General features: G+C 44.8%; 4 protein-coding genes. All 4 read right to left on the minus strand.

Features of this window, described 5'->3' with window-relative positions:
• On the minus strand, window positions 1-4,191 hold a 4,191-nt coding region (locus tag POW22_RS10385; protein WP_272832603.1), incomplete at its 3' end, for an Ig-like domain-containing protein.
• A gap of 662 nt (window positions 4,192-4,853) precedes the next feature.
• On the minus strand, window positions 4,854-6,824 hold the full coding sequence (locus POW22_RS10390; RefSeq protein ID WP_272832604.1) for an OmpA family protein: 1,971 nt from the start codon (window positions 6,822-6,824) through the stop codon (window positions 4,854-4,856).
• Between the two features lie 11 nt (window positions 6,825-6,835).
• Window positions 6,836-7,780, minus strand: a complete 945-nt coding sequence (locus POW22_RS10395; protein WP_272832978.1) for a PorP/SprF family type IX secretion system membrane protein — start codon at window positions 7,778-7,780, stop codon at window positions 6,836-6,838.
• Window positions 7,781-7,840: 60 nt separating this feature from the next.
• A partial coding sequence (locus POW22_RS10400; RefSeq protein ID WP_272832605.1) for a DUF7507 domain-containing protein occupies window positions 7,841-13,630 on the minus strand: 5,790 nt, incomplete at its 5' end.

The following is a 13,630-nucleotide window of genomic DNA, read 5'->3' on the forward strand; positions in this document are numbered from 1 at the left end:
GTTCTCTGGGCCGCTGTCTGGCAATACCTCGATGTATACCGTAGCCGTATCACAAGCCTGTGGCGTTCCATCGTCACAAATAGTGTACTCAAAACTATCCTCACCCGTATATCCTGGGTTTGGAGTGTAGGTGTAGCTACCATCAGGGTTAACTACCACAGTTCCGTTTGCAGGATCTGTGTTTCCAGTTACTGTTTGATTGTCTCCTTCAAAGTCCTCGTCGTTAGTCAGTACGTTACCGCTAACCGCGCTTCCTTCAAAGGTGTTATTAATATCGTCGATTGCGTCCGTACAGTTGAACAAGATGTTTACATCGATAGTTGCAGCACAACCATTCGCATCTAAAACTCCGATCACATAAGAACCAGCTTCTAGATCACTAAACGTTGCAGATGCTCCGTATGCTCCACCGTCAATATTATAGGTGTAAGGAGCAGTCCCACCAAGAACCGCAACCGTTACGTCACCTAAACCTGTACAAACAATATCATTTTGAGTATCAATGCTGATGTCCAATCCGCGTGTTGGTTGAGAAATAGTAGCTGAATCCGTAGCGATACAACCGTTGGCATCAGTAATAGTCACGTCATAAGTTCCAGCAGTCAATCCAGAAATATCTTCTGTAGTTGCTCCGGTACTCCATGCAAAAGTATATGGAGCTGTTCCACCAGTTACTGTCAAATCAAGAGATCCCGTAGCTTCTCCGTGACAAAGTACGTTGGTCACAGCAATACCAGAATCCAAAACGTTTGGTTCATCTACCGTGGTCGTAGCAGTTTGCTCACAAAGAGTAACCGTATCTGTTACAGTTACTGTGTAGGATCCACCTGGAAGACCACTAACCATTGCAGTGGTGTCTCCTGTGCTCCACAAATAGGTAAAGCTTCCAGAACCACCAGTGACTGCTGCAGTGACTGTTCCGTCTGAATCGCCATTACAAGTAACCGGAGTAGAAGTAGCAGTCACCGCTAGATCTAAACAAGTTCCAGGGTTCACTGTTACGGTAGCAGACTCCACACAACCGTTAGCGTCAGTTACTGTTACGGTGTAAGTACCAGCACTAAGTCCAGAGATTCCTTCTGTAGTTTCTCCACCTGGAGACCAGCTGTAGCTATAAGGAGGAGTTCCTCCACTAACTACGGCAGTAGCTGTACCATCTCCTGTAGAAGGACCGCTTTCATCCGTAGCAGTGGCGCTTACGTTTAATGCGCTCGCTGGCTCAGTGATGGTTACACTTTGCTCAACAGGCAAACAAACAGTTCCGTCAATAGTTACACTCACGGTGTAAATACCAGCAGGCAATCCGCTTAAAGTACTTGAAGTCACTCCACTTTCCACGGTTGGAGGTGTAGTGTCCCAAGTAAAGGTAAATGTAGCTCCTGGGTTAGCCACAGAACTTGCGCTTACAGTAGCGCTACCCGTGTCATCTCCAGTACAAAGTACATCAACAATATCATCAACTGCGATAACAGCATCACAGGTATTTGAACAATCAATCACTACCCCCTGCTCCAATTCACAACCGTTGGCGTCAGTTACCGTAACGGTATGTGTTCCGGATGGAAGGTTAGTTGCAGTTGCAGTAGTTTGGCTACCTGCGGAAGCACTCCACAAGTAAGTGTAAGGAGGGGTTCCTCCGTCTGGAGTAGCAGTTGCTTCTCCATCTGCACATCCTTGTGCAGTAGTTGCGTTTTCTTTAGTAATAACGATGCTGATCGGCTCTGGCTCGTCAACAGTTACGGCAGCACTTAAGCTCGCCTCACAACCGTTGGCATCAGTCACCGTTACGTTGTAGCTTCCAGAACCTACAGCAGGAAGATCCTCCGTAGTGGCTCCGTTGGTCCATAAATAGGTGTAAGGAGGTGTTCCACCACTTACCGTTAAGTCAACAGATCCTGTCGCTTCTCCGAAACAAGCAGCGTCTGCAGCAACAGCACTTACTGCCAATCCACCAGCAGGCTGGTCGATCACAAAAGTGAATTCATCATCACAACCATTAGCGTCCGTTACAATAACAGCATAAGTTCCAGCCGCTAGACCAGAAATATCTTCAGTAGTTGCTCCGGTAGTCCATGCGTAAGTATAAGGTGCAGTACCACCAGAAACAGTAATATCAATAGCACCAGAAGCCTCTCCGAAACAAGCAACATCGGTGATCACTTCCGAAACAGCGATCGCGCTGTCTGGCTGGAAGATCTCAAAATCGGCATCCAATTCACAGCCGTTCGCATCTGTGATCACTACAGAATATGTTCCCGCAGCCAAGCCAGTTACTGTAGCAGTAGTTGCCCCAGTACTCCAAGCGTAGCTGTAAGGAGGTGTTCCTCCGTCTACGGTCAACTCAATTGCACCAGTAGACTCACCGAAACACAATACGTTATCAATCTTAACGCTTTTGGTCAATTCATCCGGTTGACCAACCGTGTAAGTATCTTTAAAGAAACATCCGTTAGCATCGGTAACGTCAACAGAGTAATCACCAGCTGCAAGGCCAGAGATATCTTCTGTAGTTGCTCCAGTGCTCCACGCAAAAGTATAAGGCGCTGTACCACCAGTGACCGTTAAGTCAATAGCTCCATTAGACTCTCCAAAACATTCAGCATCGCTAATATCAGCATCAACCCAAAGTTCTGCATCCGGACCACCAACTACGTAGCCAGAACCAGAATCTACCTCACATCCGGCAGAATCGGTTACTGTTACTGTGTAGGTACCTGCAGTAAGACCAGAAATGTCTTCTGTAGTTGCACCCGTACTCCACAAGTAAGTATATGGAGGGAAACCTCCGGTTACTGTAATATCAATAGCACCAGTGTCTTCACCGAAACAGTCTACATCAGTAACATCGGTAGTAATAGCGAGATCCTCAATAACTACTTCTGTGAAACTCGGTCTGTTCTCACAACCGGTAAAATTGTTGCGAACTCCGAAGACATAAGTCCCTTCACCCAAACCTGAGAACACTGGTGAGGATTGGTAAGCACCGTCGTTAATTACATACTCAAAGTCTGCACCTAGCGGAGCGGTTACCTCAAGAGTATAGGTTCCGTCTGTATTACAATAAACCTCTACCGTTGGGTTATCTGGAAGACTGTTAACCGTTAAAGTCACACTTGCCGTACCACAGATATCATCGTTAGGAGCAGGAAGACAAACCTCATAAGTAAAGGTCACATCTCCTGTGAATCCTGCTGGTGGTGTGTATGAATACGTACCATCAGTGTTTAATGTAAATGCCAAACCGGCTGGCGAAGGTCCTGAAAGTACTGTGTAAGTAGATCCATCAGGAACGTTGTTGTCAATGTTTAGATCACCATCAATAGTGGTATCAATACATCCAAGCTTGGTTTGATCTACTGCGTAAGTTTGTAGAATAAAAAATTTGCCGTCCCCATGGTCACTGGAAGCGGCAACAAATTCAATTCTTGATATTTTAGACCCCGTAGGAGCAATACTGTTCAATTCAAAAAGAGCGATAGCGATCGTTTGGCTGTTGTCCTGCTCTCTTCCTGACCCCCAATAATCGGTATCGTCATTAGCAGGAGCACTGAAGCCTCCTCCGGTTAAGTTTCCTGAAGTACGCACAAAAGTATCCCCCAATACTTGCTCTGCACCTCCACCGGCTGGAAATCCAACCATTCTCACGTAGTAACAGTTATTTCCACCGCGCTCTGTAACTGCTAAAACACCATCTGCGTTAGAAGGCAGTGGTGGATCGTAGAAAATTGTTTGTAACTGGGCATCGGTCTCGTCTTCTCCGCCAGTTCCGTTTGCCTCATCAAATTCGCCACAAATATCGTCCCCTTGACCTGAAGACGCTTCAAAGTAGTGGTTCAGGTTTTGATCTTGGAAGGTCGCTAATGCGGCATCATCCCAGGGCGTTGAATCTGTAATGTCAAAGGTTGCGGTTACCGACGTTCCGATTGGCTCTGTACCGTTCAACTTGATGTTGTTACGGTCGTGACCTGCTGGACCGAGACGCGTTAACTGATAGGCAGACGGTACAGCGAAGGTATTGTACACTGTAGATCCGATAGTGATCGATTCAATAGTCGCGGGATTGTTATTCTCCGTTGAATTGATATCACCATTGCCATCGGTGTCTTGTTCGTCTGACCATTGAAAGGTAACTCCGTCACGAATAGACGGTGATTGGGTTCCAATCTGAGCAAATGATGGCGCGATTGCCATTAATGCCAAAACCAAAAGAACAAAAAACGCCTTTGCCTGTTTCCATGGCAATGCACTTTGTATTATTTTGGAGTTTAAAGTGGAGTTACTTGCGGGGGTAAAGTAATTTTCTCTCATATAACTTTTAAGATCGCAGCCTAACGCTTCGAATCATAAAATCTCAAAAAAGTCGAGTCCCAACTCGGACTATTTTCAGCAAAAAAACCAATAAAATTAAAGTCTAAAGCGAATAAAATTGAGAATTAAATGATTGAATAGTTAGCGTTGTTAATTAAGTTTAAATCAATACGTTTTTATGCGGTAAAAACAATTTCTTTTGACTCAAAGGTAGACCGACTTTTTATTCTGTAACCATAAATATTTCCTTTTTCTACTAACGGTAAGTTAATATCGACGAACAACCGTATTTTTACGGTTTAACCGCATCAATATGTAGGACAACTGTACGTAGACCCACGTAGGAACACTAATAAACAAGGGCTTACGAGAGGACAGCCTGTAAGACTAACAATTGTTCATTTTTAAACCTTTAGACCGAATGAACATCGGGAAAACTGTCTTTAGAGCAACTGTTTCACCTGTCATATTGGGAATTCGCCAAATGCCATTCACAAAAAAAAGCAGCTTAAGCTGCTTTTTTAATTTTGTAGGAACAAATGCCGTTAATCGACTATGATAAAGATCGATCTTCTGTTGAGTTGGTGCTCCTCTTCACTACAGGGAACATCGTTGGCACATTCATTAACCAATTGGGTTTCTCCGTATCCTTTTGCAGATAATCGGGATGCTTCAATTCCGTTATCGATCAACCACTGCATTGTAGACTGTGCTCGTCTGTCAGAGAGTACCATATTATATTGATCTGTTGCACGGCTGTCTGTATGCGATTCAATATGAATCACTAATTCTGGATAACGCTTCATGGCTGCAAGTACTTTAGCCAACTCAATTTCAGCGTCTGGACGTATATTGAATCGATCCAGATCAAAATAGATCGTTTGTAACTCAAGAATACAGTTCAATGTATTCTCATAAGGACAAGCGCGTTCCAATTGGATTGGTTGATAGAGGTCTCCAGAAGTTTCTGGTACCACAATTGCGATCTCGTTCGGATTGTAGTCCAATTTAGTGGCGCGTAATCGATACGATTGACTACAGTCAATATCAAAACTGTAGGCCGCGTCATCACCAACAACTATTGGCTCACCGTAAGGATTCCCTTGATCGTCAAGCAGTTCCACTTTCGCCCCTGGCAATAAGGCACCGGTCTCCAAATCAGTTACTTCTCCAGTGAGTTTTACCAAACAAGGTTGAACGCGGTAAATATTATCACTCACAAAACCTTGGTCTCCAGATCTGTTGGAAGCCACATAACCTGTTTTGGTTTCTGGATTGTAAATGTATCCGAAGTCATCTTTTTCACTGTTGGTCGGCTCTCCAAGGTTGCTAACTTCGGAGGCCATTCCAGCATCGTCAAGTTCCGTTGAGAATACATCAAAACCTCCCAAACCGGTTTGTCCATCACTGGAAAAATACAGTGTGTTGTCTGAACTGATGAACGGGAAACTCTCACGGGCTTCTGTGTTGATGGATTTTAGATTCACAGGATCTCCCAAGGTTGCATCCTCATTGATCGGTGCATACCAGATATCACTCATACCCACGGTACCGTCCATATCAGAAACAAAATATAGCAGTTTACCATCCAAGCTCAATTGCGGATGCGCCATACTGTAATTATCACCGTTAAGTGAGCCGTCTTCAAATTTGACCTCACGTACATCTGACCACCCGTTGGCCAACTTTGTAGCGCGATAGATCTTCATACGAACAGTTCCTTGATCGTCTTTCCCGATAGCGCGCTTCCCGGTCTTATTCCCTACTTCTAGGAAATTGTTACGGGTAAAATACATGGTCTTTCCATCTTCTGAGAAGGTTGGTGTTGACTCGTGGAATTTTGTATTGATGGGACCGTTGTCAAAGCGTTCCATATTGCTCAGATCTCCGTTCTCATCAATATCAACGATATAGAGGTCTGAATAAGGCTGATTGTTCCATTCGTGTACAGCGAGCTTCTCATCACGGATCGTATCTGAAACGGAAGAGAACACTAAGCGCTCTCCAAAGTATTTAGGACCAAAGTCAGAGAAAGCCGAATTTACAGTTACTCCAACGAGCTCAGAATTGCGGGCATTTGCCGCAATTTGCTCCAAATAATCATCACCAGCATATACTCTTGCAATGGCTGTGGTATCTCCGCCTTTGGCTTTATAGAGATCCATTGCTTCCTGCGCTTTGGTGTAATCTTGAGTACTCTTATAACACTGCGAAAGCCTGAATAGATATTCAGGCGTTGCTTGTTCTGGAAATTTTTCTACCAAGGCTTCATACCAGGAAACCGCTTCTTTGTATTGGGAATTGAAATAGTACGTATCTCCTAGATTTTGGAATATCTGAGCACTTTCCCTACCCTGCTCAATGACATCCAGGTAAACCTGTTGGGCATCGATATAGGCGTATTGACTGTACTCTTTGTTGGCTTTTAGTTCTTTGGTCTTTTGAGCAATTGTTGGCCCGACGGTTAAAAGAAAGCCGCTAACAAACAATAAGATTTTGAGTGAGGTTCTTGTCATGATTGCTGCTTTTAAAAGAATCGAGGCGTAAGGATACGCTCCGGTTTATTGAATATTTCAAATCGAACGAAGAATTCATAAGATCCATCGTTGAATCCACTGAGATCCGTAGTTTCTCCATCATAAGCAAATCCGAGGAAAAGTCCTTCTGTAGCTTGAAATCCTACCATCCCACTTAGAGCTGCGCTCCAGCGATAGGCCGCTCCAAGGGTGAATTTCTCGTTGATCAACAAGTTCGCTGATAAATCCACTTGCAAAGGAGAACCACTAACCAACTTGGTCAAAACAGCTGGCTTGAATTTTAAGTTCTCATTGAGATCAAATACATATCCTGTGATGAAGAAATAGTGTAAACGCTCCGCGGCGATGGTCTGAGCGGAAGTCGGTCCTATTTCACTTTCATCAAAGTGTTTGGTGTTTAAAAAGTTAGGCACAGAAAGTCCTGCATAAAACTTATTGGAGTAATAGTAAATACCCGCTCCGATCTGCGGTTGCAAACGGTTGTCAATATTGTTCTCAAATACATCTCCTTCATCAAAAATGTTCAAGAGTGTAAAATCGACATCCAAAAGATCGATACCCGCTTTAAGTCCAAAGGCGAGTTTATAATCCTCTGAGGTATTGATGGTATAGGAATAGTCTACGGTAATGTTAGACTCTTTTGCCGGACCCAATCGATCCATAACTATACTCATCCCGATTCCCATGTTCTCCGCAACACCAATTGGAGAGTTGAAGGTGAATGTACCTGTTTCTGGCGCACCGTCCAATCCGACCCACTGTGTTCTGTAAAGCGCGGAAAAGTCAAGACTTCCTCGAGACCCTGCATAGGCTGGATTCACGATCTGCGTATTGTACATATACTGCGTATACTGAACATCTTGCTGAGCGTTGAGATCAGCTTGAAAACCGAATACCAGAATCAGAAGTAGTACTAAAGAATATTGTTTGACCATCATCTGTGTGTTTTATTCCCCTGCAGTGAATACAAGTGCTACTGCAGGGGTCTATTCAATTTACTTTCTATTTACGTATAAATAACCTGCGTTCGTCAATGTCTCGCCGTCAACAAAACGTCTGAGGACATAGTAATAGGTTCCTGTTGGCAACTCTTTGCTCTGACGGACCGTTACACGTCCTTCAGAGATACCTCGGAATACATTGGTCTCGCCGTCAGCGCCACCGTATCCATCGGTCTCGTATACCAATACTCCCCAACGGTTAAATATCTGCATATTGTTGTCTGGGAACTGTTCGATACCCTGAACTCTAAAGAAGTCGTTCAAGCCGTTTCCATCAGGACTCACCGCGTTGAAGATCTCAAAGTCAACACCGAGTACTTCCGGCAGAATTACTACGGTAGGATCATCTGGTTCTCCATCACCTTCCACATCATTATCTGTAGTGTCCATCGGATCATCAGAAAGGTCGCGAACTTCATTGCCGTTCTGATCCATTCCAATACCAATTGCCTGATTTACTACCTGACCTGCGTCAATATCGGCCTCTGTCAAGGCGTAAGTGGCCGTAAAGGTAGAATCATCAACCTCTCCTGGCTCTAGAGTAATTGGGCCTCCAGTAACCGCTACAAGTGGATCTTCAATCACAATATCAAAGACAGTTACGTTACCTGTGTTAGTTACGATGAAGGTATAGGTAATGGTTTCACCAACTTGTGGCTCACCGTCCCCGTTGTCATCGTTAAACACTCCGATCTTCTCAACCTCAATAGAACCGTTCTGACACAGATCTACTTCAGTCACATCGTCCTCAACATTAGAGTCATCATCCGACAAGTCGAGTACTTCAGTTCCATCTGGAGCCGTACCGAACACCTCAGCTTGGTTGATCACAAAGCCGTTGTTCACGTCATCTAGAGTCACTGTATAGGTTGCAGTGAAGGTTAGATCATCCACTTCTCCAGGAGCCAAGGTGATTGGTCCTCCATCTACAGCAACAAGTACGTCAACAATATTGATGTCTGTCAAGGTTACGTTTCCAGTGTTGGTTACGATGAACTGATACGTGATCGTCTCACCAACATCAGTACAACCGTCTCCGTTCTCATCGTTCAAGGTTCCTATTTTGATCAGTGCAATTGCAGGACCTTGACACAGGTCTGTAATTGTTGGATCATCATCACTCACTGTTGCTCCAGATTCATCGCTAACAAGCGTTCCATCTGGTGCAGTACCTTCTGCCGTAGCTTGGTTTTCAACCTCACCGGCATCAATATCTGCAAGAGTGATCGCATAAGTTCCTGCATAGGTCCAAGCCTCGTCTACATCCAGCTCACCATCTCCATCAGTATCTCCATCCACGAAAGTAATGGTTCCAATCAGTGGATCAGTAACTGTGATTCCGGAAAGGCTTACGTTTCCTTCATTGGTCACCACAAAAGTGTATTCAATGATCTCGCCTTCATTGGCACAACCATCTCCATCACCGTCTACAAAGACTCCAGTCTTCACAATGGCGATCGCTGGGTTTTGACAAAGCTCTGTGATCGTTGGATCGTCTTCCAATACGGAGTCATCATCAGACAGATCAAATACTAAAGTACCATCTGGAGCCGTACCTTCTGCTGTAGCTTGGTTTTCAACCTCACCAGCATCAATATCGTCTTGTGTGATCACATAAGTTCCTGTGTATGTCCAGGTCTCATCAACATCTAATTCTCCGTCTCCATCAGTGTCTCCATCCACAAAAGTGATGGTTCCAACTAGTGGGTCAGTCACAGTGATTCCAGAAAGACTTACATTTCCTTCATTGGTCACTACAAAAGTGTACTCAATGGTCTCTCCCTCATCAGCACAGTCATCTCCGTTGCCATCTACAAAGACTCCAGTCTTCACAATAGCAATTGCAGGATCTTGACACAGCTCGGTGATTGTTGGATCGTCTTCCAAGACAGAGTCATTATCAGACAGATCGTCAACTACCGTTCCATCAGGAGCTGTTCCTTCTGCCGTAGCTTGGTTTTCAACCTCCCCGGCATCGATGTCATCTTGAGTGATCACATAAGTTCCAGTATAGGTCCAAGTCTCGTCCACGTCAAGTTCTCCGTCGCCATCGGTGTCACCATCTACGAAAGTGATGGTTCCCACTAGTGGATCAGTTACAATGATTCCAGAAAGGCTCACGTTTCCTTCATTGGTCACAACAAAACTGTATTCTATGGTCTCTCCATCATCTGCACAGTCATCACCGTCACCGTCTACAAACAGTCCAGCTTTCACAATTGCAATGAGTGGGTTCTGACACAGCTCTGTAATTGTTGAATCGTCGGTATCAACTGCAGTACCTGATTCATCAGTTACTACCGTACCATCTGGCGCAGTACCTTCTGCAGTTGCTTGGTTTACAACTTCTCCAGCGTCAATATCATCTGGAGTAATGGTATAAGTACCTGTGTATGTCCAAGTCTCATCTACGTCTAATTCGCCGTCACCATCGGTGTCACCATCTACGAAAGTGATCGGAGCCACTAGGATATCAGTCACTGTAATTCCAGAAAGACTCACATTCCCTTCATTGGTCACCACAAAGGTGTATTCAATAGTCTCTCCTGAGTTGGCACAGTTATCACCGTTTCCATCTACAAAGATTCCAGATTTTACAATCGCAATTGCTGGTTCTTGACACAGCTCAGTGATGGTTGGGTCATCTTCAACAACTGTATCGTTGTCTGAAAGATCACTAACTACAGTACCGTCTGGTGCTGTACCTTCTGCCGTCGCTTGGTTTTCAACCTCGCCAGCATCGATATCATCTTGAGTGATGGTATAAGAACCAGTATAAGTCCAAGTCTCATCTACATCAAGCTCACCGTCAGCGTCAGTATCACCATCCACAAAAGTAATGGTTCCTACTAGCGGATCAGTTACTGTAATACCAGAGAGGCTTACGTTTCCTTCATTAGTCACTACGAATGTATACTCAATAGTTTCCCCGTCATCAGCACAGTCATCTCCATCGCCATCTACGAAGAGTCCAGTCTTCACAATAGCAATTGCTGGATTCTGACAAAGCTCGGTTACGGTAGGATCATCAGCATCTACAGCTGTTCCAGATTCATCAGTCACTACAGATCCATTTGGAGCTGTACCTTCTGCTGTTGCCTGGTTTACAACTTCTCCAGCGTCAATGTCTGCTGGGGTAATTGTGTAAGTTCCTGTATAGGTCCAAGTCTCATCTACATCAAGCTCTCCGTCAGCGTCAGTATCACCATCTACAAAAGTGATGGTTCCTACTAACGGATCAGTTACCGTAATTCCGGATAGACTCACATTACCTTCATTGGTTACTACAAAAGTATATTCGATGATCTCTCCTGCGTCAGCACAGTTATCACCGTTACCGTCTACGAAGATTCCAGTCTTCACGATTGCGATAGCTGGCTCTTGACACAGATCAGTTACTGTTGGATCATCCTCAAGCACAGAGTTGTCGTCTGACTCGTCTTCTACTACTGAGCTGTCAGGAGCCGTTCCTTGCGCAAGCGCTTGGTTGGTCACCATTCCAGCGTCGATATCATCTTGAGTGATGGTATAAGAACCTGTGTACGTCCAAACCTCATCTACATCCAATTCTCCGTCAGCGTCAGTATCTCCATCTACAAAAGTGATGGTTCCTACTAACGGATCAGTTACCGTAATTCCGGATAGACTCACATTACCTTCATTGGTTACTACAAAAGTATATTCGATGATCTCTCCTGCGTCAGCACAGTTATCACCGTTACCGTCTACGAAGATTCCAGTCTTCACGATTGCGATAGCTGGCTCTTGACACAGATCAGTTACTGTTGGATCATCCTCAAGCACAGAGTTGTCGTCTGACTCGTCTTCTACTACTGAGCTGTCAGGAGCCGTTCCTTGCGCAAGCGCTTGGTTGGTCACCATTCCAGCGTCGATATCATCTTGAGTGATGGTATAAGAACCTGTGTACGTCCAAACCTCATCTACATCCAATTCTCCGTCAGCATCTGTATCTCCATCTACGAAAGTAATGGTTCCTACTAGCGGATCAGTTACTGTGATACCAGATAGGCTTACGTTACCTTCATTCGTTACTACAAATGCATACTCAATAGTTTCTCCATCATCGGCACAGTTGTCTCCGTTACCGTCAACAAAGATTCCAGTTTTCACAATAGCAATCGCTGGCTCTTGACACAGATCAGTTACTGTTGGATCATCTTCCAATACCGAAGTATCATCTGACTCATCTTCTACTACTGAGCTGTCTGGAGCCGTTCCTTGCGCAAGCGCTTGGTTGGTCACCATTCCAGCGTCGATATCATCTTGAGTGATTGTGTACGTACCTGTATAGGTCCAAACCTCATCTACATCAAGCTCTCCGTCAGCGTCAGTATCACCATCTACAAAAGTGATGGTTCCAACTAGTGGATCAGTTACAGTAATTCCTGAAAGGCTTACGTTACCTTCGTTCGTTACTACAAATGTATACTCAATAGTTTCTCCATCATCGGCACAGTTGTCTCCGTTACCGTCAACAAAGATTCCTGTCTTCACGATTGCGATCGCTGGCTCTTGACACAGATCAGTTACCGTAGGATCATCTTCAAGCACAGAGTTGTCGTCTGACTCATCTTCTGCTACTGATGCATCTGGTGCTGTTCCTTGCGCAAGCGCCTGGTTGGTCACCATTCCAGCGTCGATATCATCTTGAGTGATTGTATATGCGCCCGCGTACGTCCAAGTCTCATCCACATCAAGCTCACCGTCAGCGTCCGTATCACCATCCACGAAAGTGATGGTTCCTACTAGCGGATCAGTTACTGTGATTCCAGATAGGCTCACGTTACCTTCATTGGTTACTACGAATGTATACTCAATAGTTTCTCCATCATCGGCACAGTTATCACCGTTGCCGTCTACGAAGATTCCAGTTTTCACAATGGCAATGGCAGCGCCAGTACACAATGGAGTCACGGTTGGATCATCTTCCAATACCGAAGTATCATCAGACTCATCTTCTACTACAGCAGCATCAGGAGCTGTACCTTGAGCTAAAGCCTGGTTGGTTACACCACCAGCATCTATATCATCCTGAGTGATTATATATGTACCTGTATACGTCCAGGTTTCTGTTACGTCTAATTCGCCATCGGCATCGGCATCACCGTCAACAAAAGTAATGGTAGCAAGAAGCGGATCGGTCACTGTGATTCCAGATAGGCTAACATTGCCTTCATTAGTTACAACAAAGGTGTATACGATAGACTCACCATCATCAGAACAGTTATCTCCATCTCCATCTACAAACACACCTGTTTTCACAATTGCGATCGCTGGAGCTTGACACAGATCAGTTACTGTTGGATCATCTTCAAGAACAGAATTGTCATCGGACTCATCTTCTACAACTGAGCTGTCTGGAGCCGTTCCTTGTGCAAGCGCTTGGTTGGTCACCATTCCTGCGTCGATGTCATCTTGAGTGATGGTATAAGAACCAGTATACATCCAAGTCTCCGTGACGTCAAGTTCCCCGTCTGCATCAGTATCGCCATCTACAAAAGTGATGGTTCCTACTAGCGGATCAGTTACTGTGATTCCAGAAAGGCTTACGTTACCTTCATTAGTTACTACGAATGTATAGTTGATAGACTCTTCGTCATCAGCACAGTTATCACCGTTTCCGTCTACGAAGATTCCAGTCTTCACGATTGCGATCGCTGGCTCTTGACACAGATCAGTTACTGTTGGATCATCTTCAAGAACAGAATTGTCATCGGACTCATCTTCTACAACTGAGCTGTCTGGAGCCGTTCCTTGTGCAAG

The organism is Gilvibacter sediminis (assembly GCF_028561565.1).
Classification (GTDB): domain Bacteria; phylum Bacteroidota; class Bacteroidia; order Flavobacteriales; family Flavobacteriaceae; genus Gilvibacter; species Gilvibacter sediminis.

Coding starts and splice junctions, on each gene's coding strand:
- POW22_RS10390 (WP_272832604.1), bottom strand. CDS start 6,824: ATGACAAGAACCTCACTCAAAATCTTATTGTTTGTTAGCGGCTTTCTT.
- POW22_RS10395 (WP_272832978.1), bottom strand. CDS start 7,780: ATGGTCAAACAATATTCTTTAGTACTACTTCTGATTCTGGTATTCGGT.